The organism is Bradyrhizobium sp. SZCCHNRI3043, assembly GCF_032377735.1.
Classification (GTDB): Bacteria; Pseudomonadota; Alphaproteobacteria; order Rhizobiales; family Xanthobacteraceae; genus Bradyrhizobium.
Genome location: NZ_JAUHID010000029.1, coordinates 1 through 25,171 on the forward strand (window position 1 = coordinate 1; position 25,171 = coordinate 25,171).

Here is a 25,171-nt window from a genome sequence, read left to right on the forward strand (position 1 = left end):
CTGGGATCGTCTCGCTGCAATGCTTGAAGGCTATCTACTTGCAACCCAAAGCATAAAACCGGGAATCCCGTAGCCCTCCAGGGGAGGGTGGCATCTCGCTCGTGGACGGATTTCGGCGCTCGCGATGACGAAGCAGAGATCACCGCAATCAGCTCAATGCGCCTCGTCCCAATTGTCGGCGGCCCGCGCATCGACGTGCAGCGGCACCGAGAGCAGCACGGCGGGGAAGGGGGCGTCCTGCATGACGTGCTGCACCACCGGCAAGGTCGCGGCGACCTCGTCGTCCGGCACCTCGAAGATCAGTTCGTCATGCACCTGCAGCAGCATCTGAGCCGACAGCTTCTTTTGCGCCAGGGCCTCCTCGACGCGGGTCATGGCGCGCCGGATGATGTCGGCTGCGGTGCCCTGCAGCCGCGCGTTGATCGCGGCGCGCTCGTTGAAGGCGCGGACCGAGGCGTTCGATGCCTTGATCTCCGGGTAATGGCACTTGCGGCCGAACAGCGTGACGACATAGCCGTGCTTGCGGCAGAACTCCTTGGTCGCATCCATGTAGTCGCGAATGCCCGGGAAGCGCTCGAAATAGCGCTTGATGTAGGCCGAGGCCTCCTCGCGGGCGATGCCGAGCTGGTTGGCAAGGCCGAAGGCGGAGATGCCATAGATGATGCCGAAATTGATCGCCTTGGCGCGGCGGCGGACTTCGCTCGGCATGTCCTTGATCGGCACGCCGAACATTTCGGACGCCGTCATCGCGTGAATGTCGAGCCCGTCCTTGAACGCCTGCTTCAGCACCGGGATGTCCGCGATCTCCGCCAACAGCCGCAACTCGATCTGCGAGTAGTCGGCCGACACCAGCTTATGGCCCGGCGTCGCGATGAAGGCGCGGCGGATCTTGCGGCCATCTTCGGTCCGGACTGGGATGTTCTGCAGGTTCGGCTCGTTCGACGACAGCCGGCCGGTGGTGGTCGCCGCCAGCGCGTAGGTGGTGTGCACGCGATGCGTCTGCGGGTTGACATAGGTCGGCAGCGCATCGGTATAGGTCGATTTCAGCTTCGAGACCTGGCGCCATTCCAGGATCTTGCGCGCGAACTCGTTGCCTTGCTCGGCGAGGTCGTCGAGAATCGATGCGGACGTCGACCAGGCGCCGGTCTTGGTCTTGGTGCCACCCGAAAGGCCCATCTTGCCGAACAGGATGTCGCCGATCTGCTTGGGGCTGCCGACATTGATCGGCTCGCCGGCCAGCTCCTGCAGCTCGGCCTCGACCCTAGCGGCAGTCTGGGCGAAATCGCCGGACAGACGCGACAGCACCTGGCGGTCGATCGAGATGCCGCGCCGCTCCATGCGCGCGAGCACCGGCACCAGCGGCCGCTCCAAGGTCTCGTAGACGGCGGTCATGCGCTCGGCCGTGAGGCGCGGCTTCAGCACGCGCCAGACGCGATGAATGACATCGGCCGCTTCGGCGGAATGCGCCGTGGCCCGGTCGATCGCGACCTGCTCGAACGTCAGCTTGTTCTTGCCGCTGCCGATCAGCTCGCTTTCGCCGAGCACGGCGTGGCCGAGCACGTGCTCGGCCAGAGACTCGAGCTTGTGCGAGCCGCGCCCGGCATCGAGCGCGTAGCTCATCAGCTGGATGTCGTCGACATTCGCCAGCGTGATGCCGTGCTGCGCCAGCAGCACGGCGATGAACTTGATGTTGTAGCCGATCTTGAGCAGCCCTGTGGATTCGAGGACCGGCTTCAGCGCGGCGAGCGCATCGCTCTCCTTGATTTGGTCCGGCGCGAGCCCGGCGTCGAACAGGCCGCCGCCATCGCCGGCCTGGCGATGCGCCAGCGGGATGTAGCAGGCCTCATTCGGCGCAAGTGCCAGGGCGATGCCGCACAAGCTAGCCTGCATCGGATCGATCGAGCTGGCCTTGGCCTCGAGAGTGACGCGGCCGAAGTCATGGATGCGCGCGAGCCAGGTGTTCAACTCTGGGAGGCTACGCAGCGTCTGGTACTTGTCGCGATCGATCCGCCCGCTCTTCGCCGCCTCCGCCCTGGATTCCGCGAGGCTCGCCGGCGTGCCCTTGCTCATCGCCGACTTGTCGGTACGCGGATCACCGGTGCGAGGGCTCCCTCCCCCCTTGTGGGGGAGGGCTGGGGAGAGGGGTGCTGCGGAGGCACCGTTGGTGGGGCGCCCCCCTCCCTGACCCTCCCCCACAAGGGGGGAGGGAACGGAGGCAGCAGTGCCCGCACCACTCTTCAACTGCTCATCCGCCGACACGTCGGCGGGATCGATGTGCGAATACTCTGCGACGCGGCGCGTCAGCGTCGTGAACTCCATCGCCTTCAGGAACGCGATCAGCTTGCGCGGATCCGGCTCGTGCACCGCGAGGTCGTCGAGCGGCACCTCGAGTGCGACCTTGTCGTCGAGCAGCACCAGTTGGCGCGAGATCCGCGCCTTCTCGGCGTTCTCGATCAGCGCCTCGCGCCGCTTCGGCTGCTTGATCTCGCCCGCGCGCGTCAGCAGCCCTTCGAGATCGCCATAGTCGGTGATCAGCTGCGCGGCGGTCTTGATGCCGATGCCGGGCACGCCCGGTACGTTGTCGGTGGAATCGCCGGCCAGCGCCTGCACCTCGACCACCTTCTCCGGCGGCACGCCGAACTTCTCGATGACTTCGGCGATGCCGATGCGGCGGTCCTTCATCGTGTCGTACATCGTGACGCAGTCGTTGACGAGCTGCATCAAATCCTTGTCGGAGGACACGATGGTGGTGGTGGCGCCGCGCTCGCAGGCAAGCCGCGCATAGGTCGCGATCAAATCGTCGGCCTCGTAGCCGGCCTGCTCCAGGCAGGGCAGCTCGAAGGCGCGGACCGCCTCGCGGATCAGCGCGAATTGGGGGATCAGATCGTCGGGCGCCGGCGGCCGGTGCGCCTTGTAGTCGGCATAGATCTTGTTGCGGAACGTGACCTCGGACTTGTCGAACACGATGGCCAGATGCGTGGGACGGTCAGTCTCGGGCATGTCGCGCAGCAGCTTCCACAGCATGTTGCAGAAGCCGAGCACGGCATTGACCTGCAGCCCGTCGGACTTGCGGTTGAGTGGCGGCAGCGCGTGATAGGCGCGGAAGATGTAGGACGAGCCGTCGACCAGGAACACATGGTCGCCCTTGGCCGCGCCCTTGGCGGCGGCAGGCGCGGGAGCGGCGGGCGTGGCGGCGGCTTTCTGGGGAGCTTTGGGCATGGCCGCAATGTAGGGATTTTCGCTCGCATTGACAGCCGTGACGACGCCATGCGCACCGGATTTTTCCGCCCCTCAGTCCGGTCGGACGCAGCGGGTCAGGAACTCCATGACGGCGCGAATGAGGGGCGTGCGCCTGAGGTCGCGATGAACGATGAGCCAGATGTCCCTGCTGATGGCCGCGCCGCCGGCTTCGAAGCGGGTGAGGTCAGGATCATGATCGCCGAGAAAATGCGGCAGGGCGGCGAGCCCCAGCCCTGCGCGCGCCGCTGCGGCCTGGCTCTCGAGATCGCTGCTCCGAAACACGATCGTGCGCTGCCCGGCGACCGCCTTCAGCCATTGCTGCTGGGGTGCCGAGTCCATGCTGGCATCATAGGCGATGAATCCGAGCGCATGCTGCGGCGTCTCCTTGAGATAGTGCGGCGCGCCGTAGAGGTTGAAGCCGAAGCGGCCGATCTTGCGTGCGATCAGGCCGGGCTCGTCGGGACGCGACAGTCGCAGAGCGATGTCGGCTTCCCGTCGGTTGAGCGAGGCGCTGCGCTTCTCGCCGATCAGCTTGATGATGATGGCGGGATGCCGTCGGTGCAGCTCGACCAGCCGTGGCGCGATCAGCCTGTTGGCGAGCGTCGGCGGCGCGCTGACCGAGACCTCACCGGCCAGACCGGGACGCGATGCGACCACGGCGCGCTCGATCGCGAACGCGGCCTGCTCCATCGGGCCGGCGGCCGCGGCGAGGCGGCGGCCGTCCTCGGTCAGCTCATAGGCCCGCGCTCGGCGGTCGACCAGCTTCAGCCCGGTGACCCGTTCCAGGGCCGCGACCCGGCGGGCCACCGTGACATGATCGACGCCGAGACCACGTGCTGCGGCCGACAGCGTGCCCTCGCGGGCCAGCGTCACGAAGTGGTGAAGGTCGGTCCAGTCGATCCGCATGTTCGAATATTCACAATAGAGGAGCCAAATTGGGCAATTCCGCAGAATGCCAACGCTGACCACACTGTCCGGATCAAGGCAAGATGTGTGGAGAAGGGCATGGTTGCTATCGTTCGACTGAAGTCACCCGGTGGCGCGGAGAATCTGGTGCTGGAGAATGTTGAGCTGCCGGCGCCGGGCGCCAACGAGATCCGGCTGCGCCACACCGCGATCGGCGTGAACTTCATCGATATCTACCAGCGCAGCGGCCTCTATCCGCTGCCCGATGGAATTCCTGGCGTCGAAGGGGCGGGGATCGTGACGGCGAAAGGCGCGGACGTGACAGAGTTGTCCGTCGGCGACCGCGTCGCCTATGCCGGCGCCCCGGTCGGCGCCTATGCCTCGGAGCGAAATCTGCCCGCCTGGCGCGCGATGCCGCTGCCCGACGCCGTGTCTGAAGCGAGCGCTGCGTCGACCCTGCTGAAAGGCATCACCGCGGTGATGCTGCTCAATCGTACCTATGCCGTCGGAGCCGGAACGACGCTGTTGGTGCACAGTGCCGCCGGCGGGCTCGGCCAGGTGCTGACGCGACTGGCTCGGCTGCGCGGCGCGACCGTCATCGGCACGGTGAGCTCGGAGGCCAAGGCGGAGCTCGCGCGTGCCGCTGGCGCGCACCATCTGATCGTCGGCCGGGATGCTGACTTTGTCGATGCCGTGAAGCGATTGACCGACGGGCGCGGCGTCGATGTCGCCTATGATGGCGTCGGCGGCAAGACACTTGCGCAAACGCTCGCCTGCGTCAGGCCGTTCGGGACGGTCGCCAGCATCGGTCAGTCCGGCGGTCCAATTCCAAGCCTTGCCGTCGAGGAGCTGGGGCCGCGCCGCAGCCTGTCGCTGGCACGCCCGAGCGTGATGGCCCATGTCAACGATGTCGCCGACTATCGCAGGGATGCAGCGACGGTTCTCGCCGCGCTCGCCGATGGCGATCTCGTCGGCCACGGCACCGCGTATCCGCTGGCGCGGGTCGTCGAGGCCCATATCGATCTGGAGAGCGGCCGCAGCCGTGGCGCGCTGCTTCTGGTGCCCTGACGGTGAGGCTACTCAGCCGGCTGCAACACGGCTTTCGGCTTCGGCGGCGCGATCCAGAACGCGATGGGGCGTTCGAACAGGAAGCGGGCGCCGACGCGGAGCGCGAGGCGCCAGATCAGGAGCGCGCCGAGCACGCCGGCGATCGTGACCAGCAGCGAGATCGTTCCGATGTCCCCGATCACCCCGGTCTTCAGCAGGACTGTGCGTGTGGCTGCCATGGGCAGGAAGAAGGCGAGGTAGATCACGATCGAATGCTCGCCACAGAAGCGCAGCGCATTGAGGAGTTGCGCGCGCGGCAGCAGCGTGCCGGCGATGATGATGGCGACCGCGCCGGCATAGCCAAGCATGAGGGAGACAGCCGGCCATTCGCTGACACCGAGGTTCACCAGCGATTGGTTGATCACCGCCCAGGCGAGCAGGCCGACGATGGCGAGTATCGGCTGCGCCCGCGCGCGGTCCGACAGCGCGAAGATGGTGGTCGCGAACAGATAGCCGGAATAGATGTAGACGAAGCGGGCGCAGAATTCGTCGATCACGGTCCAGCCAGTGACGATATGCGACATTTCCAGGCCCGCCGCGATGCCCCAGATCACCGGCACCGGCAGCTTTCGTGTCAGTTTGATGACGACGAAGAAGATCGGCAGCAGATAGATGAACCACAGCGTGCCGAACGGCTCGACGAAGGATTCGAGATACAGATAGCCGGCATGTTGCCAGCCGGAGGCCGCGGCGAAGCCGGGCGCCTTGAAGCCGAACTGGATCGTCACCCACAGCACATAGAAATAGGCGAAATGCACGACCTTGCGGTCGATATAGGTGCGCCAATCCCGGTCGATCACCAGCGGCAGGAACAGGCCGGAAATCAGGAAGAAGTCGGGCATCCGGAACGGCTTGGCGAATGCGACGACGGCGTGCATGAAGCCGGTCTCGCCGGCGGCCAGCTCGACGCCGAGCACCGAGTGCATCATCACGACCATGATGATGCAGATACCCTTGGCGTAGTCGACCCAGTCGATGCGCGCCTCGGTTCCGGCCGATTTCGGCGTACCATTTGCGGTCATGCTGTCCCTCTTTGGCGCGGAGCTGCCGCATTGTCGGGCAGAGCCGTTAATACTCCTCCTTGTCATCCAAACGTCATGCCGTTTTCTAAATTCCCCTTGAACCGCAAATGGTTTAAGACGCGAAAGTATTAACCTTGAAGGATGGGTTTCGATGCGAATTGCGATGATCGGCACGGGCTATGTGGGGCTGGTGTCCGGTGCCTGCTTCGCCGATTTCGGCCACCAGGTGACCTGCGTGGACAAGGACGAGAGCAAGATCGCCGCGCTGCATCGCGGAGAAATCCCGATCTTCGAGCCCGGCCTGGATGCGCTGGTCGCGGCCAACGTCAAGGCCAAGCGGCTCGATTTCACCACGGACCTCAAGCAGCCGGTTGCGGAGGCCGATGCCGTGTTCATCGCGGTTGGTACGCCGTCGCGACGCGGCGACGGTCACGCCGACCTCACCTACGTCTATGCCGCAGCGCGCGAGATCGCAGCCTCCCTCACCGGCTTCACCGTGGTCGTGACGAAGTCGACGGTGCCGGTCGGCACCGGCGACGAGGTCGAGCGCATCATCCGCGAGACCAATCCGACGGCCGATGTCGTCGTTGCCTCCAATCCGGAATTCCTGCGCGAAGGTGCCGCGATCCGCGATTTCAAATGGCCCGATCGCATCGTCGTCGGCACCGCGGACGAGCGCGGCCGCAAGGTGCTCGGCGACATCTATCGCCCGCTGTCGTTGAACCAGGCGCCGATGATGTACACCGAGCGCCGCACCGCCGAGCTGATCAAGTACGCCGCCAACGCGTTCCTCGCCACCAAGATCACCTTCATCAACGAGGTCGCCGATCTCGCCGAGAAGGTCGGTGCCGACGTGCAGGAGGTGGCGCGCGGCATCGGTCTCGACAACCGCATCGGCTCCAAGTTCCTGCATGCCGGTCCGGGCTTCGGCGGCTCGTGCTTTCCGAAGGATACGCGCGCGCTGATCAAGATCGCGCAGGACTACGACACGCAGCTGCGCATCGTCGAATCGGTGCTGGCCGTCAACGACAACCGCAAGCGAGCGATGGCGCGCAAGGTCGCGCATGCGGTCGGCGGCAATCTGCGCGGCAAGACGGTGGCGGTGCTCGGCCTCACCTTCAAGCCGGAGACCGACGACATGCGCGAGGCGCCGTCGATCCCGCTGGTGACCGGGCTGCTCGACATGGGCGCCAAGGTGCGCGCGCATGATCCGGTCGGCATCGAGCAGGCCAAGAAGGAACTGCCGGAGATCGCCTATTTCGACGATCCCTATGACTGCGCGACGGGCGCCGATGCGATCGTGCTGGTGACCGAATGGGTGCAGTACCGCGCCATGGATCTCGATCGCCTCAAGGAGGTGATGGCCCATCCGGTCGTCGTCGACCTGCGCAACGTCTACCGCCCCGACGAGATGGCCGCTCACGGATTCGTCTACGAGAGCGTGGGCAGGCCGTCGGTGAAGGGCGCGTGATGCGAGGAGCGTGACATGACGTTGTCATACCCCGCGCAGGCGGGGTATCCAGTAGCCTCGATCTTCGTCATCCGCGAGATCTGCGTCTACTGGATTGTCCGCCGTCGCGGGCAATGACGGGTTCAACGATTGCCCCTTCGCTTCGATACACCGCTGCCCATCGATGCCGTGCTGGACGAACTGTCCGGCACGCTCGAACGCAGCAACACCGCCGTTCTGGTGGCGCCGCCCGGCGCCGGCAAGACCACGCGGGTGCCGCTGGCCTTGCGTGATGCGCCGTGGGTCGGAACTAAGAAGATCATCGTGCTGGAGCCCCGCCGGATCGCGGCCCGCGCCAGCGCCGAGCGGATGGCGAAGTCGCTCGGCGAGCGCGTAGGCGACACCGTCGGCTACCGCGTGCGCTTCGGCTCGAAGATCTCGCGCGCGACCCGCATCGAGGTCGTCACCGAGGGCATCTTCACGCGGCAGATCCTGGATGATCCCGAGCTGACCGGCGTCGCCGCCGTGCTGTTCGACGAATTCCACGAGCGCTCGCTCGATGCTGATCTCGGCCTCGCTTTGGCGCGCGACGCGCAGCAGGGGCTGCGCGAGGATCTCCGCATTCTCGTGATGTCGGCGACGCTCGACGGCGCCCGCGTCGCCAGCCTGCTCGGCAATGCACCGGTGGTCGAGAGCGAGGGCCGCGCCTATCCGGTCGAGACCCGCTATGTCGGCCGCAAGCCGGATGCGCCGGTCGAGCGCCAGATGGCCGAGACCATCGCCAGCGCGCTGCGCGCCGATGCCGGCTCCGTGCTCGCCTTCCTGCCGGGCGCCGCCGAAATCCGGCGCACCCAGACCATGCTCGCCGAGCGCGTCCACGATGCCAGCGTTGAGATCGTGCCGCTGTTCGGTGCGCTCGAGGCCACCGTGCAGGATCGAGCCATCTCGCCCGCCCCAAAAGGGCAGCGCAAGGTGGTGCTGGCGACCTCGATTGCCGAGACTTCGCTGACCATCGAAGGCGTCCGCATCGTGGTCGATTCCGGGCTCGCCCGGGTGCCGCGCTACGAGCCGGACATCGGCCTGACCCGGCTGGAGACGGTGCGGGCTTCGCGCGCCGCCGTCGATCAGCGCCGCGGCCGCGCCGGCCGCACCGAGCCTGGTGTCTGCTACCGGTTATGGGACGAGCCGCAGACGGCCTCTCTGGCGGCCTATACGCAGCCGGAAATTCTCAGCGCCGACCTGTCCTCGCTGGTGCTCGATCTGGCGCAATGGGGTGTCAGTGACCCCTCCGCGCTGAGCTTCCTCGATCCGCCGCCGCAACCGGCTTGGAAGGAGGCGCGTGATCTGCTGCGCGAGATCGACGCTCTCGACGAAGAAGGTCGCCTCACCGACGAGGGCCGCCGCCTGCGGGCACTGGCGCTGCCGCCGCGGCTCGCCCGCATGATCGTCGACGCCGCTGATTATGGCGCCGCCGCGCAGGCCGCCGACATCGCCGCCATTCTGACCGAGCGCGGGCTCGGCGGCGACAGCGTTGATCTCGAGGTCAGGCTCGATCAGTTCCGTCGCGACCGCTCGCAACGGGCGCAGAGTGCGCGTGACATGGCACGGCGCTGGGCGCAGCAGGTCAGGGCGGCCTTCTCCCCACAAGTGCAAGGGCAGCTCAGCACCGGCTTGATGCTCGCCTTTGCCTTTCCGGACCGGGTCGCGCGCAACCGCGGCAATGCCAGCTTCGTGCTCGCCAATGGCCGCGGCGCCGCGGTCGAGCCGACCTCGTCGCTGGCGCGCGTACCCTATATCGCGGTCGGTGAGCTGACGGGAACGGCGGCCAGCGGCCGCATCCTGCTGGCGGCGCCGCTGGCGATCGAGGATATCGATCGGCATTTTGCTGCGCATATCGAAGCGAGAGACGAGGTCAGCTTCGATCAAGACGCGATGGCGTTGCGGGCGCGCCGCCGGCGCAAGCTGCATGCGATCACCATGGCCGATGCGCCGGTCGCGCTGACGCCGTCGGAGGAGACCGCGCGCATCTTCGCGGAAGGGATCTGCGCGGCCGGGCTCGACCGGCTGCCGTGGTCGAAGGCCGCCAAGCAGTGGCGTGACCGCGTCACCTTCCTGCGCAAGGCGGAAGGCGACAGTTGGCCGGACCTGTCGGATGCGGGCCTCGCCGAGCGGCGCGAGGACTGGCTGGTGCCGCTGCTGGCCGACAAGACCTCGCTCAAGGATGTCTCGCCCGGCGACGTCTCGGATGCCGTCATGGCACTGCTCCCCTGGGATCTGCGGGCCCGGCTCGACCGGGAGGCGCCGACGCATTTCGAGGCGCCGACCGGCACCATGCTGGCCATCGACTACGAGGCCGAGCAGGGGCCCACTATTGCCGTCCGGCTACAAGAGCTGTTTGGGCTCAACGTCCACCCCTCGATCGCGCGCGGCGCGGTGCCGCTGGTGCTGGAGCTGCTGTCGCCGGCGCAGCGGCCGGTGCAGGTGACGCGCGATCTGCCCGGCTTCTGGCGCGGCTCCTATGCCGCGGTCCGTACCGACCTGCGCGGTCGTTATCCGCGCCATCCCTGGCCTGATGATCCGGCCCATGCCGAGCCGACCCGGCGTGCCAAGCCGCGGGGGACGTAGCTCATGCAAATTGTACCGCCGCTGTCGTGTCGTTAACGCTTCGCTCATCGTTTTCGCCAAAATGGCGGCGGCAGCCGGTCGCTCGCAGTCGCCCGTCAGCGGCTTTGATGGTCAAATCGGTTGCGGGGTAAAGTCGGGCGTTTGCGTCATGCGTAACATAATGATCTTTGCGGCCGTTCTCGTCGGTCTCGGCACCTTCATGGCGCAACTGGCCGATCGCCTGACCCCCGCGTCGGCATCCGCGACACCGTCCGCGCGGGTTGCCACGGCGGAACCGTCTGCCGCGGGCCAGCGCAGCCTGAGCATTCCGACCGACCGCCGCGGTCACTTCCGCGCCGACGGCCGCATCGACGGCCAGCGCATCAGCTTCATGGTCGATACCGGCGCCTCGATGGTCGCGCTGAACGAGAGCTCGGCCGCCCGTTTCGGCCTGCGTCCGGCGCGCGGCGACTACACGGCGACTGTGACCACGGCCAACGGCACCGTGAAGGCCGCGCGGGCCAGGCTTGCGATGGTCGAGCTCGGCGAGCTCACCGTGCGTGACGTCGACGCGCTGGTGCTGCCCGATACCGCGCTGTCGGAGAACCTGCTCGGCCTGTCCTTCCTGTCCAAGCTGAAGCGTTTCGCTTACGCCAACGGCCAGATGGTGCTGGAGCAGTAGGCTGCACCGAAGCGGAATGTTGTTTCGCGCGTCACCGGCCCCCACATACCGGCAGGCAGGCCGATCCCGAGTCGCAGTCATTGAATAGTTCGTCGGGTGGCCTGCTCGAGCGGTCCTGCCCGATTGTTGCCTGCATTCCTCTGCCTTCTGACACTGTTGTCTGACGTCGTGCTAAGCATGAACGCCTTCTTCCATTGATGTGATATTGCCGAGGCCGTCTCCTGATGTTTCCGAAACCCAAGCCCGTCCTGGTTCCCAATACCTACGCCTTCGAATCCGAGCCAATGGTGAAGCCGACGGGCTTCCGCGAATATGACGCGCGCTGGCTGTTCAACAAGGAGATCAATTTGATGGGGGTGCAGGCGCTCGGCATGGGGCTGGGCGCGCTGATCGCCGAACGCGGCGTGAAGCAGGAGATCGTGACCGGGCACGATTTCCGCGGCTATTCCGCCTCGATCAAATACGCCCTGATTTCGGGCCTGATGGCCGCCGGCTGCAAGGTGCATGACGTCGGCCTCGCGGTGACGCCGATGGCCTATTTCGCGCAGTTCGATCTCGACGTGCCCTGCGTCGCCATGGTGACCGCCTCGCACAATGACAACGGCTGGACCGGCGTGAAGATGGGCGCCAACCGTCCGCTCACCTTCGGGCCCGAGGAGATGACCCGGCTGAAGGAGATCGTGCTCAACGCCGAGTTCAAGAACGGCGGTGGCGGCTCCTACCAATTTCACGAGAATTATCCGGCGCGCTACATCGCCGACCTCACCAGCCGTCCCAAGCTCAAGCGCAGGCTCAAGGTGGTCGCGGCCTGTGGCAATGGCACCGCGGGCGCGTTCGCGCCGCAGGTGCTGGAGGCGATCGGCTGCGAGGTGATCCCGCTCGACACCGAGCTCGATCACACCTTCCCGAAATACAATCCCAATCCCGAAGACATGGAGATGCTGCACGCCATCCGTGACGCCGTGCTCGCGCACGAGGCCGATGTCGGCCTGGGCTTCGATGGCGACGGTGACCGCTGCGGCGTGGTCGACAACACCGGCGAGGAGATTTTTGCCGACAAGGTCGGCGTGATGCTGGCGCGCGACATGTCGGCGATCCACAAGAATGCGCAGTTCGTCGTCGACGTGAAATCGACCGGCCTGTTCATGACCGATCCGGTGCTGCAGGCGCAGGGCGCGAAGACCGCCTACTGGAAGACCGGCCATTCCTACATGAAGCGCCGCACCAACGAGCTCGGCGCGCTCGCCGGCTTCGAGAAATCGGGCCACTTCTTCTTTAACAAGCCGTTCGGCCGCGGCTATGACGACGGTCTGGTCTCGGCGATCGCGATCTGCGAAATGCTCGATCGGGCGCCGGGCAAGTCGATGGCCGACCTGAAGGACGCGCTGCCGAAGACCTGGTCGTCGCCGACCATGTCGCCGCATTGTGGCGACGAGGTCAAATACGGCGTCGCCGACGCCGTCGTGAGGCACTTCCAGGCGCTGCAGCAGCAGGGCGGCAAGGTGGCGGGCCAGCCGATCCGCGATCTCGTCACCGTCAACGGTGTCCGCGTCACGGTCGAGGACGGCAGCTGGGGTCTGGTGCGAGCGTCATCCAACAAGCCCGAGCTCGTGGTGGTGGTCGAAAGCCCGGTGTCCGAGCGGCGCATGCACGACATGTTCGAGGCGGTCAACGAGGTGCTGCGGACGCATCCCGAAGTCGGCGCCTACAACCAGACGATCTGAGGCCGCGTTGATGATGTCGCGCTAGGGCCGATGCTCGCGCTGATCCCATCCTATTCGATGGGATCAAGCGGCCCTCAGGGAGCTCAGGAACTGATCGACCTCGGATTTGAGCCGGGTGGATTGCGAGGATAGTCCGTTCGCCGACTCCAGCAGGCGCGAGGCGGCGCTGCCGGTCTCGTCGGAGGCACGGGTCACGCTTCCCATGCTTTGGCTGACAAGCCGCGTGCCTTCGGCCGCCTGCTGCACGTTGCCGGAAATTTCTCCGGTGGCGAGGCCCTGCTGCTCGACCGCGGTGGCGATCTCCTTGGAGATTTCGTCGATCTCGGCAATCGTTCCCCCGATCGCCTGGATGGCGCTGACGGCGTCCCCCGTGGCGCTCTGGATGCTCTGCACCTGGCTGGAAATTTCCTCGGTGGCCTTCGCGGTCTGGTTGGCGAGCGCCTTGACCTCGCTTGCCACGACGGCGAAGCCCTTGCCGTGCTCGCCAGCGCGCGCCGCCTCGATGGTGGCATTCAGCGCCAGCAGGTTGGTCTGGCTGGCGATCGTCTGGATCAGCGTCACCACCTCGCCGATCTTCTGGGTGCCGGCAGCCAGGCTCTCGACCACCGTGTTGGTACGGCGAGCTTCGTCCGCCGCCTTCGCGGCGATCTCCGCCGAGCGCGTCACCTGCTGTGAGATGTTGTTGATCGAGGCCGTCAGCTCTTCCGTTGCGGCAGCGACCGTCTCGACATTGGTCGACGCCTGCTGCGAGGCGCCGGCCGCGGCCGACGTCTGGCGCGAGGACTCGGCGCTGCTCCGGCTCATCGACGAGGACAGGCTCTGCATCTCGTTGGCGGCGACGGCCACCGCCTCGACGATGCCGCCGATCTTGCACTCGAAGCCCTCTGCCAGCTCGCGCCGGGCAAGATCGGTCTGCTGCTTGACGCGTTGCTCGGCCTCGAACCGCTCGGCGTTGGCGCGCGCCTCGGCAGCGATCGCCGATTCGGCTTCCGCGGTCTTGCGCGCGCTGGTTTCGAACAACTGCGTCAGCTTGAGCGCGAGGGCGATGAGAACGCCGGCCTCGATCAGCAGGATGACCGCATGCAGCACAACGCGGCCAAAATCAGCGCCGCCCGGGTAGATCGCTGCAGGAAAGACGAAGTTCAGGACCAGATGGTGAAGCGCGACGGCGACGGTGCCGGCCAGGATCGGCCGGTAGTCGCAATATGCGACCAGACAGGCCAGCGCCGCGAAGAAATACATGTGCATGTCGATCTGCCAGGCATGTCCGGACATCTGGTAGACGAGCACGGATACGCCGCCCATGACGGCGACTGCGACGGTGAGCTGGGTCGACAAAGTGTCGCCAGCGCTGCGCCAGGAAAGGGTTGCCACCACTGCCATGACGACCATGAGCATGGTCGGCATCAACCAGTCGCCGCGCGACAGCCCGATGATGAGGGAGAGCGGAACGTGAACCCAGAGCACCGCCAGCAGAAGCTTGCTGGTCGTGTGCCGGAGGGTTGCCAGATCGCTGGTCTCGACGGTCATTTCCTATTCCCCCAAAGAGATCATTTTGCAAAGCAGGCGGACACCGCCTGCGGATCGATGACGAGCCAGGCTCCAGCCTCGCGCAGCCGCGCCAAGCCGTCGTGTTCGCCGGGACGGACGACCAGCAGCGATGAAACGGTCGTCGTGCGCACGAGAGCGGCGTCAGCCGAGGCCGCAGCGAGCATCGCCTGTTGCGCGCTCCACCAAGGTGGGAAAGCGACGGCCACGATTTCGCTTCCCATGCGCACCTGGAGTGACAGCGCAGCAACCGCGACAAAGCTCGCGATCAGGAGCGCCGTGGCATTGAGCCAGGCGCGCGAAGGCTGAGGTATGGTTGCACCGGACGTCATCGCATCCAAGAATAGAGGGATGGGAATAACTTCAGGTAAACGTTTGTTAGGGATGACGACCGAGGTCCGGGACGCTAGCGCTGCAACGTCGAAGCTGCCCGGAATGCTCGGCTCAGACCGGCGGCACCGGCAGCGCCGTCACCGACTTGATCTTCTCCATGGCGAAGCGCGAGGTGACGTTCTTGAGGGGCACCGCGCTGATCAGCTTCTTGTAGAAGACATCGTAGCTCTGCATGTCCGCAACGACGACGCGCAGCATGTAGTCGACGTCGCCGGCCATCCGGTAGAACTCCATCACCTCCGGCATCGAGCTGACCGCCTCGGCGAATTTGCGCAGCCAGGCCTCGGAATGGTCGGCGCTCTCCACCGACACGAACACGGAGATGCCGAGCCCGATCTTGTTCTGATCGACCAGGGCCACCCGGCGCAGGATCACGCCATCGGCCTCCAGCCGCTGGATGCGCTTCCAGCACGGTGTCGACGACAGTCCGACCCGGTCGCCGATCTCGGCGACGGACAGCGAAGCGTCCTCCTGCAGGACCATCAGAATCTTGCGGTCGATGGCATCGAGCCGGCGATTGGCCTCGGAGCTTTGGGCGGCGACATCGGTCATGGAGAAACTTGTTCCATATGAAGGCTATAAAACCCTCATATAGAGAAAATCGTTCCAAGGCAAGGATCGGCCGTTCAGCCCGTTGCGGCCGGGTCTGGCCGCTTCCGCGGAGGGGTAGGCTGGTTTCCTGCTACCGCTCGTCGTTCTCCTTCAGCCAGCGGCCGACCAGATGATGAGCAATGGCGAACGGATGCGGTCCCGCCAAGCCATCTGGATGCTGCCGCACCAGCATCTGCCGGGCCTCGTCGCGGCTGAACCAGCGCACGTCCTCGAGCTCGTTACGGTCGATGACGATGTCTTCGTTGAGCGCCCGGGCGCTGCAGCCGATCATCAGCGACGACGGGTAGGGCCAGGGCTGGGTCATGTAATAAGTCACGTCGGTGCAGCGAATGCCGGATTCTTCGAACACCTCGCGCCGGACGGCGTCCTCGATCGTCTCGGCCGCCTCGACGAAGCCGGCGAGGCAGGAATACATGCCGGCCGGAAACTGCTTCTGCCGCCCGAGCAGGCACTTGTCGCCGGAAGCGACCAGCGAGATCACGACCGGATCGGTGCGCGGGAAATGCTCGGTCTTACAGCTCGGGCATTCGCGCTTCCAGCCGCCCTCGCGCATCGCGGTCTTGGCGCCGCAATTGGCGCAGAAGCCGTGACGCTGATGCCAGGACACCAGGGATTTCGCCATCGCGATCGTCGCCAGCTGGTCGACCGGGGTCGCACCCTGCATCGCCATCCCGCGCAGCTCGGCGACCGACACATCGTCGCGCCCGGCGAGCTTTTCGACGGCGGCCGGCGAGATGCCCATGCCGAACACGGCCGCGCCGTCCTGCAGCCCGAGGAAGATCGTTCCCGGATTGGCACCGAACTTCAGCGCCTCGTCGATCGACAGCAGCGCGCGCAGCTGGTCGCCGTCGCGCTTCAGCACCAGCGAATCGCGGTGCACGACATAGGCGCGCGTCGAGGGATTGCTCTCGAAGGCGATCAGCTTGTCATCATGGAAGCGCAGATGGGCGGCGCGATCGATTGGATGGCTGACGAAGGCCGGCTTGCCGAGCGGAAACAAGTCGAATGGCGACATCTCTTACCCTAACCAGATCTTGCGCCTGACAGCGCTGATGAACTGCTGCACCTCCTGCGCATCGTGCGGCACAGGCGGCGCGGCGCCCCACACCGGTCGCGGCCAGGCCACGTCACTTGTGCGTCGCGCGATGATGTGGACGTGCAACTGCGGCACCATGTTGCCGAGCGCGGCGACGTTGAGCTTGTCGCATTTGGTGATCTCCTTGAGCGCGCGCGACACCCGCGTGATCTCGGTCATCAGCTGCGCCTGCGCGACCTCGTCGAGATCGATGATCTCGACCGCGCCCTCGCGGCGCGGCACCACCAGCAGCCAAGGATAGTTCGCGTCCTTGATCACCAGCACGCGGGACAGCGGCAGGTCGCCAATGTCGATCGTATCCTTCGCAAGTTGCGGATGCAGCGACCAGGCTGATTCGGGCATGCGGCGGTTCCTGGCGGACGGTCTGGCGGGGAATTCGACGGCACCTAAAGCCTTTCCGAGCTGCGGCACAAGCCCGCGGGGCGGTGGGCCGCCCCGGCGAAGCTCGCGCTTGCTTTCCGGACCGTTTGGCCCCAAATAGGCAGCGGGAGATTGGCGGTGGACGAGCCACTCGCCAACCGGGTCAGGTCCGGAAGGAAGCAGCCCTAACGAGGTCCGGATCGGGTCGCTCGTCAGTCTCCTACCTGTTTTCTCGAGCGAATCGCGCAAAGATGGCGGGGACCCCGCGCAGGGCGGGCGCTCGACCGCGCTCCGGCTGATTGCGTCGACGACCCGCGATCGATGCCGGCCTGGAATACTCACTTGCGGATCGCTCGATGACCGACGCTGGCGCCCCACCTGTTCCGCCTGACAGCGCCGACGCTCCCGCCAAGCCCTACCGGGTGCTGGCGCGCAAATACCGCCCCGCCAGCTTCGCAGATCTGATCGGCCAGGAGGCCGTGGTGCGCACGGTCTCGAACGCGTTCGAGACCGGCCGGATTCCGCAGGCCTGGATTCTGACCGGCGTCCGCGGCGTCGGCAAGACGACCACCGCCCGCATTCTCGCCCGCGCATTGAATTACGAGCTGCCGGACGGCTCGGTGAAGGGGCCGACCATCCACATGCCGGTGCTCGGCACCCATTGCCAGGCGATCATGGAAAGCCGGCACATGGACATCCTCGAGATGGACGCGGCGTCCCATACCGGCGTCGACGACGTCCGCCAGATCAATGACAGCGTCCGCTATGCGCCGGCCAGCGCGCGCTACAAGGTCTACATCATCGACGAAGTCCACATGCTGTCGACGGCGGCGTTCAACGCCTTCCTGAAGACGCTGGAGGAGCCGCCGGAGCACGCCAAGTTCGTGTTCGCCACCACCGAGATCCGCAAGGTGCCGGTGACGGTGCTGTCGCGCTGTCAGCGCTTCGATCTGCGCCGGGTCGAGGCCGAGGTGCTGATGAAGCATCTCCAGGGCATCGCGACCAAGGAAGGCGTGACGATCGAGCCCGAGGCGCTCGGCATCATCGCGCGCGCCGCCGAAGGCTCGGTGCGCGATTCGTTGTCGCTGCTCGATCAGGCGATCGCGCACAGCGCCGGCGAGGTCCGCGCCGACGATGTCCGGCAGATGCTCGGCCTCGCCGATCGCACCCGCGTGATCGACCTGTTCCACCATCTCGCCAGCGGCGACATTGCCGCCGCCTTCAAGGAATTCCGCGAGCAATATGACGTCGGCGCCGACCCCGTGGTCGTGCTGTCGGATCTGGCCGAGTTCGTGAACTTCGTCACCCGGGTGAAGGTCGTGCCGGCCACGGCCGACAACGTCGCCTTCAGCGAGACCGAGCGGCTGCGCGCGCGCGACTTCGCCACCAAGCTGTCGATGCGGGTGCTGTCGCGGATGTGGCAGATGCTGCTGAAGGGCATCGCCGAGACACAAGGCGCGACGCGCCCGGCTGCAGCGGCGGAAATGGTGCTGGTGCGCATCGCCTACGCGGCCGATCTGCCGACACCCGACGAAGCCATTCGCATGATCGAGCAGAGCGGTGGTGGCTCGCCGATCGTCACGAACGGCGGCGGGGCGCGCCCTGCGCCGGCATCCGGCATGAGCGCGGGGGCGCCGCCTGTGATGACGTCGGCGCCGATGCAGGCGCCGCGCGCGCAAGGCCCGACGCTCGCCGCGGTCGGCGGTTCGATGCGCCCGCAGGCGATGTCATCGCAGCCGTCGCCGGCATCACAGGACCAGCCCGCACTGCGCATAGGGAGCTTTCAGGAACTCGTCGCGCTGGCCGGCAAGAACCGTGACCTGATCACCAAGAGCGCGCTCGAGATGGACGTGCGGCTGGTCCGCTTCGAGGAGGGACGGCTGGAGATCGCGCTGGAACGGACGGCGCAGCGCTCGCTTGTCTCGAACCTCGGGCGCAAGCTGGAGGACTGGACCGGCCGGCGCTGGACGGTGATCGTTTCCAACGAGCCGGGCCAGGCGACCTTGCGCGAGCAGAATCTGCGCGCCAAGAGCGAGCGCGAGGCGGCGGCGGAGGCCGATCCGCGCGTGCAGGAGATCCTGGCGCGGTTCCCGGGCACCAAGGTGGTCGAAGTGCGCCGGCTCGCCCCCGAGCCGCCCGAATCGGACGCCAGTGCTGTCGAGCCGCCTGACGAGTCCGACGATGATGATTTCTAGAGCATGATCCGGAAAAGTGGAAACCGGTTTTCCTCGCGACAAACGCCAAAGGCGTTTGCGCGGAGATCATGCTCAACAAGATGGCTGATGATGAGGTGCTCCGATGGCTGACTTTCTCGGCATGATGAAACAGGCGGCGCAGCTGCAGACGAAGATGCAGGAGATGCAGGAGGAACTCGGCAACGTCGAGGTCGAGGGCATCTCGGGCGGCGGTCTGGTTGCCGTGCGCATGACCGCCAAGATGGACGTGAAGAGCGTCAAGATCGATCCGTCGCTGCTCAAGCCGGAGGAGGCCGAGATCCTGGAGGACCTGCTGGTCACGGCGCATGGCGATGCGCGGCGCAAGGCGGAAGCCGCGATGCAGGAGAAGATGCAGGCCATCACCGGCAAGCTCGGCCTGCCGCCGGGCTTCGGTTTCGGTTAGTTGACCTGATGACATTCGTGAACTGATGGCCGTCGCCGGTCCCGAGATCGAACGCCTTATCCAACTGCTTGCGCGCCTGCCCGGCCTCGGACCGCGCTCGGCGCGGCGCGCCGCGCTGCATCTGATCAAGAAGCGCGAGGCGCTGATGGTGCCGCTTGCCTCGGCGCTGCAGGTCGCGATCGATCGCATCCAGGTCTGCAAGACCTGCGGCAACATCGATACGCAAAGCCCGTGCACCGTGTGCACCGATCCGCGTCGCGATCCGGCGATGATCGTCGTCGTCGCCGACGTCGCCGACCTCTGGGCGCTGGAGCGCGCCAAGGCCTCCAACGGCCGCTATCACGTGCTCGGCGGCACGCTGTCGCCGCTCGATGGCGTCGGCCCGCAGGATCTCACCATCGATGCGCTGGTGCAGCGCGCGCATGCGCCCGAGGTGTCCGAGATCATCCTCGCTTTGAATGCGACGGTCGACGGCCAGACCACCGCGCACTACATCACCGACCTCCTGCAGGAGGCGAACGTCAAGGTCACGCGGCTGGCACATGGCGTGCCGGTCGGCGGCGAGCTCGACTATCTCGACGAAGGCACGCTCTCGGCCGCGATGCGGCAGCGGACCTTGTTCTAAGCACAGACGGAAGTGGAATGATGACGAAACGCGGATTCGGCAAACGGCTGGCTTTGGGCGCGATTCTGGCGGCGCTCTCGGCGCCGTCAGTGCTGGCGCAGCAAAGCGAGGCGGCGCAGAAGGCGGGCAAGCCGCTCAATGCCGGTGACGTGCTGTCGGGAGAGCTGAACGCGCTCAAGCTCAAAGGCGCCAAGCCGGGCCAGCCGTCCGCCGCCTATCAGATCACGAGCGAGCCGCGCCGCCTGCCGCCGCCGAGCGGGCTGTGCAACCTGGAGACCGGCCCGGAGACGTTCCAGCTCGTCACCGCGAACACGGCGCAGGCGTCGCAGCTCAAGGGTCTGCTCGGCAAGCAGATCGCGGTCAAGGTCGACGAGATCGCCTGCGCCCAGGATGCGGGACAGATGAGCGAGGCGGTCGTGACCAAGTGGAGCTTAGTGAAGCGGTGAGACCTGATTGGGCCGTCCACGCGAGCGCGGCGTCCTGACTTTCCGCTGTCAGCGCCCGGCTCGACCGGGCGATCCAGTACCCCGCGGCTGCTCGGTCGATGGCTGACGTCTCTGGAATACTGGGTCACCCGTCGGAGCCTGTCATCGGGCTCGTCGAAGACGACACCCGGTGGTGGGTGACGACGGTCGAATGTGAGGCGCAGCTACACCTTCACTGGCCCCAACTGGTCGAAATGTCCGCGCCGCTGCAGCCAGGCGAGCAGCACGAGGCTCGGGATCGCGACCAGCACGCAGATCACGAAGAACAGCGGCCAGCCGGTCGCCTTCGCCACGTAGCCGGCGCCTGACGACAAATAGGTGCGCCCGACCGCGGCGAGCGCGGTCAGCAGTGCATATTGGGTGGCGGTGTGCAGCGGGTTCTGACACAGCGCGGAGAGATAGGCGACGAAGATCACGGTGCCGACCGCGCTGGTGAAGTTTTCCGCCGAGATCGCCAGCGCCAGTGCCCATTGATTGACTCCGACGATCGCAAGCCAGGAGAACGAGAGGTTCGCCAGCGCCTGCACCATGCCGCCGATCCAGAGACTCGTCGCGAGCGAATAGCGTCGCGCGACGAAGCCGCCGGCAAAGCCGCCGGCGAGCGTCGCGGCGAGGCCCACGCCTTTCACAATCGCGGCGTAGTCGACCTTGCTGAAGCCGAGATCGATCACGAACGGCGCGGTCATCGTGCCGGAGAAGGCGTCGGTGAACTTGAACAGCACGACGAAGGCTAGCGCCGTGAGCGCATCACGTCGGCCGAGGAACTCGACGAAGGCTCCGGCAGCCGCATGCATCACGCGGGTGAGCGCGGTGTCCGCACCCATCGCGGCCTCCGCCTGCTGCGACTGGGCCGGCTCGGTCGCCGCGAGGGCCGTGATCGTGCCGATCAGCACCAGTACGGCCATCGCAACATAGCCCCACATCCAGGACGACGGACGCGTCAGCCCCGAGTTCTCGAATGCACTGACCACCACCAGTGCGCCGGCGGTCGAGACCAGCATGCCGATGCGATAGGCGGCGACATACGCCGCCATGCCCGCGGCCTGCTCGCTCTCCGGCAGGCTCTCGACGCGGAAGGCATCGACCACGATGTCCTGGGTCGCCGACATCGCGGCGACCAGCAGCGCGGCCAGCGCCACCATGAACGGCGCATGTGCCGGATCGGTGAGCGCCAGCAGCAGGATGGCGCCGATCAAGAGCAGCTGTGCGAACACCAGCCAGCCGCGCCGCCGTCCAAACGCGCGCGTGAGCAGCGGCACGTGCAGCGCGTCCACCAGCGGCGCCCAAAGGAATTTCAGCGTGTAAGGCGTTCCGACGAGGGCGAACAGCCCGATCGTGCCGAGATCGACGCCGAGCTCACGCATCCAGATCTGAAGCGTCGAGCCGGACAACGCCAGCGGCAGTCCCGACGAGAAGCCGAGGAACAGCACCACGAGCACGCGCGGCTGCAAGTAGACGGCCATGCTCTCGCGCCAGGTGGGGGCGGGTTTGGCAGCGCCGGGCTTTGGAGCGGCAGCAGGGATCTCGGAAGCGGCGTCAGGTGCGGTCATGGGCGGGTGGTAGCAGATTTGAACGGCCTTCGCGACGCCACCATCACTCCCCCACCTGCACGCGTCCCGCCAGCGGAAACAGATCCGGCGTCGTGCCGGTAACCGGCGCGATGCGTGGTGAGTCCACCGGCGAATCCTGCTTGCTGAAATCGAGCTCCTCGATGCGGGCGGCGCGCTTCTCGATCTTGTCGGCGGAAATGAGGATCTGGCGGATGTCCTCGCCGACATCGCCGAAATGCTTCTGCAGTTTGAGCACGCGCTCGCGCAGGCGGCCGAGATCGTCGCCGAGATGGATCACCTCGTTGCGGATCTGGTCGGCGGCGTCGCGGATGCGCGCATCCTTCATGATCTGCTGCATGACCTGGATCGCGAGCATCAGCAGCGATGGCGACACCAGCACGACGCGCGCGCGATAGGCTCGCTGGATCACGTCATCGAAGCCGTCATGGATCTCGGCATAGACCGATTCCGACGGCACGAACATCAGCGCCGTGTCCTGCGTCTCGCCGACCACGAGGTACTTCTCGGCAATGTCATTGACGTGGCGGAGCACGTCGGTGCGCAGCCGCTGCGCCGCGGCGCGCTTCTCCTCCTCGGTCACGGCGTCGTGCAGTGCGGTCACGGCTTCCAGCGGAAACTTGGCGTCGATGCACAGCGGTCGCGAATCGGGCAGGAACACGACGCAGTCGGGCCGCTTGCCGCTGGCGAGCGTGTGCTGAAACGCGTAGCTGCCCTTCGGAAGCCCGTCCTGGACGATCGCCTCCATGCGCGCCTGGCCGAAGGCGCCGCGCGACTGTTTGTTGGCGAGGACGTCGCGCAAGGTCGTCACTTGCGTCGTCAGCTCGCTGAGATCACGATGGGCGTTGTCGATGATGCCGAGGCGCTCGTGCAGCACGCGCAGACTATCCATTGTGTGGCGCGTGCTCTGCTCCATCGACTGTCCGACGCGGTGGGTGACCGCATCGAGCCGTTCGTTCACGCTGCGGGCCAGGTCCACCTGACGGCCGGCGAGCAGCTGGGCCATCGCGTCGACCCGGCCGGAGGCCTCGCTCTGGACGCGGATCATCTCGCCGAACCGTTGTTCGAGCTCGTCAGCCCGCATCGCCTGCTGGGCGGCGAGCTCCGCGCCGCGCCGTCCGGAGCGGGCCACGGCGGCCACGATGATCACGAGCAGTAGCAGCACCAGTACGCCGAATCCGATCAGCGCATCGCTCGCCCTGATGGGCAGGTCGCCGATGATGACGACGACAGGATTGAGGGATTGGCTGACGGTCATCACCCCCGTCTATCCGATTCGCGCAAGCTCGCGAACGAAGAGAGAACAATTATGGTTAAGGGCACGTTAAGAATCATGGTTAACGAAACGTTGAAATTCATGGTTAGTGAAGTCTTAACCGCGAGCCATCACATTGACCGCGCCGGTTCCGCGGCTTAAATCGCGCGCCATGTCCCTAAGAGAAATCATCATCCTGCCGGACCGGCAGTTGCGGCTGGTGTCCAAGCCGGTCGAGAAGGTCACGCTGGAGATCCGGCAGCTGGTCGACGACATGTTCCAGACCATGTATGACGCGCCGGGCATCGGGCTCGCAGCGATCCAGGTCGCGCAGCCGCTGCGCGTCATCACCATGGATCTGGCCAAGCCCGACGTGAACGGGGAAGGCAAGCGCGAGCCGCGCGTCTTCATCAATCCGGAGATCGTCGCCAAGTCGGACGAGCTGTCGGTCTACGAGGAAGGCTGCCTGTCGATCCCCGAATATTACGAGGAGGTCGAGCGGCCGGCGCGCGTGCGCGTGCGGTTCATCGATCTCGACGGGGTGGTCCGCGAGGAGGATGCCGAGGGGCTCTACGCCACCTGCATCCAGCATGAGATCGATCATCTCAACGGCGTGCTGTTCATCGACTATCTGTCGAAGCTGAAGCGCGACCGCGTGATGAAGAAGTTCACCAAGGCCGCCAAGCGCGCCAGCGAGTAACGATCAACTCTCTCCTCCGTCATGCCCGGGCTTGACCCGGGCATCCACGTCTCGCCGCGCGTTACAGGCAGCTCGACGTGGATGGCCGGGACAAGCCCGGCCATGACGCGGAGGATTCGGCAATGCAGGATCTTCCACCAGATGCCGCTTCGCCTGATCTTCATGGGCACGCCGGATTTCGCCGTGCCGACCCTGCTCGAACTCGCCGGCCACGGCCACGAGATCGCGGCGGTCTATACGCGCGCGCCGAAACCCGGCGGCCGCCGCGGCCTCGCGCTGCAGCCGACGCCGGTCGAGACCGAGGCGCGCCGGCTCGGCATTGCCGTGTTCACGCCGAAGACGCTGAAGACCGAGGAGGCCTTGGCCGAGTTTCAGGCTCATCAGGCCGATGCGGCCGTGGTCGTCGCCTACGGCATGATCCTTCCCCAAGCCATTCTCGATACGCCCAAGCTCGGCTGCTACAATCTCCACGCTTCCCTGCTGCCGCGCTGGCGCGGTGCCGCGCCTATCAACCGCGCGATCATGGCGGGTGATGCCGAGTCCGGCGTCATGGTGATGAAGATGGATGTCGGGCTCGACACCGGCGATGTCGCGATGGCCGAGCGCCTTGCGATCACCGACGCGATGACGGCGTCCGATCTGCACGACCGCCTGTCGCGGATCGGCGCCGATCTCATGGTGCGTGCGATGGCGGCGCTAGAGCGCGGCGGGCTGACGCTGACGAAGCAGGCAGAGGAAGGCGTCACCTACGCCGCCAAGATCGAGAAGGCCGAGGCGCGGATCGACTGGACGAAGCCGGCCCACGCGGTGCTGCGGCACATCCACGGCCTGTCGCCATTTCCTGGCGCCTGGAGTGAGTTCACGCTTGATGGCGAAGCGGTCCGCTTGAAGATCCTGCGCTGCGCGCTTGCCGACGGCGGGGGCGAGCCGGGCGCCGTTCTTGACGAGCAGCTCACCATCGCCTGCGCCGACGGCGCCATCCGCGTCACCGAGCTACAGCGCGCCGGCAAGGGTCCCATGAAGGCCGCGGATTTCCTGCGCGGCACCCGTATCGCGCCGGGCCTGCGTTTCGGCTGACCACCTCATCTCGTCATGCGCGGGCTTGACCCGCGCATCCATCTCAAGAACAAGCTTCGTCCAGGGATGGATTGCCGGGTCGAGCCCGGCAATGACGG

21 protein-coding genes and 1 other RNA gene are annotated in these 25,171 nt (G+C 66.2%); 12 read left to right on the forward strand and 10 right to left on the reverse strand.

Going from position 1 to position 25,171, the window contains the following annotated elements:
• Positions 1-153: 153 nt before the first annotated feature.
• Positions 154-3,219 (reverse strand): DNA polymerase I, encoded by a 3,066-nt coding sequence (gene polA / locus QX124_RS30565; protein ID WP_315799179.1) that lies wholly within the window; start codon positions 3,217-3,219, stop codon positions 154-156.
• Positions 3,220-3,291: 72 nt separating this feature from the next.
• Entirely contained in the window at positions 3,292-4,146 is an 855-nt protein-coding gene (locus QX124_RS30570; RefSeq protein ID WP_315799180.1) for a LysR family transcriptional regulator, read from the reverse strand.
• 99 nt (positions 4,147-4,245) lie between these two features.
• Here QX124_RS30570 and QX124_RS30575 point away from each other — a divergent pair, with 99 nt between their 5' ends.
• Positions 4,246-5,214 (forward strand): quinone oxidoreductase, encoded by a 969-nt coding sequence (locus QX124_RS30575; protein WP_315799181.1) that lies wholly within the window; start codon positions 4,246-4,248, stop codon positions 5,212-5,214.
• Positions 5,215-5,222: 8 nt separating this feature from the next.
• Here QX124_RS30575 and QX124_RS30580 read toward each other — a convergent pair whose 3' ends face one another.
• The gene (locus QX124_RS30580; protein ID WP_315799182.1) at positions 5,223-6,275 is read right to left on the reverse strand and encodes an acyltransferase family protein; all 1,053 of its coding nucleotides are present in this window, start codon (positions 6,273-6,275) and stop codon (positions 5,223-5,225) included.
• 151 nt (positions 6,276-6,426) lie between these two features.
• Here QX124_RS30580 and QX124_RS30585 point away from each other — a divergent pair, with 151 nt between their 5' ends.
• From QX124_RS30585 to QX124_RS30600, 4 genes are all read left to right on the forward strand, one after another.
• The gene (locus QX124_RS30585; protein WP_315799183.1) at positions 6,427-7,746 is read left to right on the forward strand and encodes a UDP-glucose/GDP-mannose dehydrogenase family protein; all 1,320 of its coding nucleotides are present in this window, start codon (positions 6,427-6,429) and stop codon (positions 7,744-7,746) included.
• A gap of 129 nt (positions 7,747-7,875) precedes the next feature.
• Positions 7,876-10,350, forward strand: a complete 2,475-nt coding sequence (gene hrpB, locus QX124_RS30590) for an ATP-dependent helicase HrpB (protein ID WP_315799184.1) — start codon at positions 7,876-7,878, stop codon at positions 10,348-10,350.
• Positions 10,351-10,510: 160 nt separating this feature from the next.
• Entirely contained in the window at positions 10,511-11,011 is a 501-nt protein-coding gene (locus QX124_RS30595) for a TIGR02281 family clan AA aspartic protease (protein WP_315799204.1), read from the forward strand.
• Positions 11,012-11,235: 224 nt separating this feature from the next.
• Positions 11,236-12,735: a phosphomannomutase/phosphoglucomutase gene (locus QX124_RS30600; RefSeq protein WP_315773620.1), complete on the forward strand. Its 1,500-nt coding sequence runs from the start codon at positions 11,236-11,238 to the stop codon at positions 12,733-12,735.
• Positions 12,736-12,798: 63 nt separating this feature from the next.
• Here the strand turns inward: QX124_RS30600 and QX124_RS30605 are convergent, their stop codons facing one another.
• The 5 genes from QX124_RS30605 to QX124_RS30625 form a co-directional block, all read right to left on the reverse strand.
• Complete coding sequence (locus tag QX124_RS30605) at positions 12,799-14,265, reverse strand: methyl-accepting chemotaxis protein (RefSeq protein ID WP_315799185.1); 1,467 nt, start codon at positions 14,263-14,265, stop codon at positions 12,799-12,801.
• A 20-nt stretch (positions 14,266-14,285) separates the two neighbouring features.
• The gene (locus QX124_RS30610; RefSeq protein WP_315799186.1) at positions 14,286-14,615 is read right to left on the reverse strand and encodes a hypothetical protein; all 330 of its coding nucleotides are present in this window, start codon (positions 14,613-14,615) and stop codon (positions 14,286-14,288) included.
• Between the two features lie 112 nt (positions 14,616-14,727).
• A complete protein-coding gene (locus QX124_RS30615) occupies positions 14,728-15,228 on the reverse strand; it encodes an Lrp/AsnC family transcriptional regulator (protein ID WP_315773624.1) in 501 nt (166 codons plus the stop codon).
• A 130-nt stretch (positions 15,229-15,358) separates the two neighbouring features.
• Complete coding sequence (nudC, locus tag QX124_RS30620) at positions 15,359-16,303, reverse strand: NAD(+) diphosphatase (RefSeq protein ID WP_315773626.1); 945 nt, start codon at positions 16,301-16,303, stop codon at positions 15,359-15,361.
• A 3-nt stretch (positions 16,304-16,306) separates the two neighbouring features.
• Entirely contained in the window at positions 16,307-16,726 is a 420-nt protein-coding gene (locus QX124_RS30625; RefSeq protein WP_315734951.1) for an HIT family protein, read from the reverse strand.
• A 145-nt stretch (positions 16,727-16,871) separates the two neighbouring features.
• Here QX124_RS30625 and ffs point away from each other — a divergent pair.
• The 5 genes from ffs (at position 16,872) to QX124_RS30650 (ending at position 20,434) form a co-directional block, all read left to right on the forward strand.
• Positions 16,872-16,968, forward strand: an RNA gene (gene ffs, locus QX124_RS30630) — signal recognition particle sRNA small type.
• A gap of 132 nt (positions 16,969-17,100) precedes the next feature.
• The gene (locus QX124_RS30635) at positions 17,101-18,939 is read left to right on the forward strand and encodes a DNA polymerase III subunit gamma/tau (RefSeq protein ID WP_315799187.1); all 1,839 of its coding nucleotides are present in this window, start codon (positions 17,101-17,103) and stop codon (positions 18,937-18,939) included.
• 103 nt (positions 18,940-19,042) lie between these two features.
• A complete protein-coding gene (locus tag QX124_RS30640) occupies positions 19,043-19,363 on the forward strand; it encodes a YbaB/EbfC family nucleoid-associated protein (RefSeq protein WP_315775610.1) in 321 nt (106 codons plus the stop codon).
• 25 nt (positions 19,364-19,388) lie between these two features.
• Entirely contained in the window at positions 19,389-19,988 is a 600-nt protein-coding gene (gene recR, locus QX124_RS30645; protein ID WP_008964175.1) for a recombination mediator RecR, read from the forward strand.
• 20 nt (positions 19,989-20,008) lie between these two features.
• A complete protein-coding gene (locus QX124_RS30650) occupies positions 20,009-20,434 on the forward strand; it encodes a hypothetical protein (RefSeq protein ID WP_315773633.1) in 426 nt (141 codons plus the stop codon).
• Between the two features lie 203 nt (positions 20,435-20,637).
• Here the strand turns inward: QX124_RS30650 and QX124_RS30655 are convergent, their stop codons facing one another.
• Together QX124_RS30655 and QX124_RS30660 are read right to left on the reverse strand one after the other, a co-directional pair.
• Entirely contained in the window at positions 20,638-22,023 is a 1,386-nt protein-coding gene (locus QX124_RS30655; protein WP_315773635.1) for an AmpG family muropeptide MFS transporter, read from the reverse strand.
• 43 nt (positions 22,024-22,066) lie between these two features.
• Positions 22,067-23,299 carry a DNA recombination protein RmuC gene (locus QX124_RS30660; RefSeq protein ID WP_315734942.1) on the reverse strand — a complete coding sequence of 411 codons (1,233 nt, stop codon included), beginning with the start codon at positions 23,297-23,299 and terminating at the stop codon, positions 22,067-22,069.
• Positions 23,300-23,468: 169 nt separating this feature from the next.
• Between QX124_RS30660 and def the strand changes: the two genes are divergently transcribed.
• Together def and fmt are read left to right on the forward strand one after the other, a co-directional pair.
• Positions 23,469-23,996, forward strand: a complete 528-nt coding sequence (gene def / locus QX124_RS30665; protein WP_315734940.1) for a peptide deformylase — start codon at positions 23,469-23,471, stop codon at positions 23,994-23,996.
• Between the two features lie 141 nt (positions 23,997-24,137).
• A complete protein-coding gene (gene fmt, locus QX124_RS30670; RefSeq protein ID WP_315799188.1) occupies positions 24,138-25,073 on the forward strand; it encodes a methionyl-tRNA formyltransferase in 936 nt (311 codons plus the stop codon).
• The last annotated feature ends 98 nt before the right edge of the window (positions 25,074-25,171 follow it).

What these genes read in the sequence shown, in the direction of transcription:
- def (WP_315734940.1), top strand. Translation starts at nt 23,469, where the DNA reads ATGTCCCTAAGAGAAATCATCATCCTGCCGGACCGGCAGTTGCGGCTG.
- recR (WP_008964175.1), top strand. Translation starts at nt 19,389, where the DNA reads ATGGCCGTCGCCGGTCCCGAGATCGAACGCCTTATCCAACTGCTTGCG.
- QX124_RS30580 (WP_315799182.1), bottom strand. Translation starts at nt 6,275, where the DNA reads ATGACCGCAAATGGTACGCCGAAATCGGCCGGAACCGAGGCGCGCATC.
- QX124_RS30585 (WP_315799183.1), top strand. Translation starts at nt 6,427, where the DNA reads ATGCGAATTGCGATGATCGGCACGGGCTATGTGGGGCTGGTGTCCGGT.
- polA (WP_315799179.1), bottom strand. Translation starts at nt 3,219, where the DNA reads ATGCCCAAAGCTCCCCAGAAAGCCGCCGCCACGCCCGCCGCTCCCGCG.
- QX124_RS30600 (WP_315773620.1), top strand. Translation starts at nt 11,236, where the DNA reads ATGTTTCCGAAACCCAAGCCCGTCCTGGTTCCCAATACCTACGCCTTC.
- QX124_RS30610 (WP_315799186.1), bottom strand. Translation starts at nt 14,615, where the DNA reads ATGACGTCCGGTGCAACCATACCTCAGCCTTCGCGCGCCTGGCTCAAT.
- QX124_RS30660 (WP_315734942.1), bottom strand. Translation starts at nt 23,299, where the DNA reads ATGACCGTCAGCCAATCCCTCAATCCTGTCGTCGTCATCATCGGCGAC.
- QX124_RS30615 (WP_315773624.1), bottom strand. Translation starts at nt 15,228, where the DNA reads ATGACCGATGTCGCCGCCCAAAGCTCCGAGGCCAATCGCCGGCTCGAT.
- QX124_RS30625 (WP_315734951.1), bottom strand. Translation starts at nt 16,726, where the DNA reads ATGCCCGAATCAGCCTGGTCGCTGCATCCGCAACTTGCGAAGGATACG.
- QX124_RS30655 (WP_315773635.1), bottom strand. Translation starts at nt 22,023, where the DNA reads ATGACCGCACCTGACGCCGCTTCCGAGATCCCTGCTGCCGCTCCAAAG.
- QX124_RS30605 (WP_315799185.1), bottom strand. Translation starts at nt 14,265, where the DNA reads ATGACCGTCGAGACCAGCGATCTGGCAACCCTCCGGCACACGACCAGC.
- QX124_RS30595 (WP_315799204.1), top strand. Translation starts at nt 10,511, where the DNA reads ATGATCTTTGCGGCCGTTCTCGTCGGTCTCGGCACCTTCATGGCGCAA.
- QX124_RS30575 (WP_315799181.1), top strand. Translation starts at nt 4,246, where the DNA reads ATGGTTGCTATCGTTCGACTGAAGTCACCCGGTGGCGCGGAGAATCTG.
- QX124_RS30570 (WP_315799180.1), bottom strand. Translation starts at nt 4,146, where the DNA reads ATGCGGATCGACTGGACCGACCTTCACCACTTCGTGACGCTGGCCCGC.
- QX124_RS30650 (WP_315773633.1), top strand. Translation starts at nt 20,009, where the DNA reads ATGACGAAACGCGGATTCGGCAAACGGCTGGCTTTGGGCGCGATTCTG.
- QX124_RS30640 (WP_315775610.1), top strand. Translation starts at nt 19,043, where the DNA reads ATGGCTGACTTTCTCGGCATGATGAAACAGGCGGCGCAGCTGCAGACG.
- QX124_RS30635 (WP_315799187.1), top strand. Translation starts at nt 17,101, where the DNA reads ATGACCGACGCTGGCGCCCCACCTGTTCCGCCTGACAGCGCCGACGCT.
- nudC (WP_315773626.1), bottom strand. Translation starts at nt 16,303, where the DNA reads ATGTCGCCATTCGACTTGTTTCCGCTCGGCAAGCCGGCCTTCGTCAGC.
- fmt (WP_315799188.1), top strand. Translation starts at nt 24,138, where the DNA reads ATGCCGCTTCGCCTGATCTTCATGGGCACGCCGGATTTCGCCGTGCCG.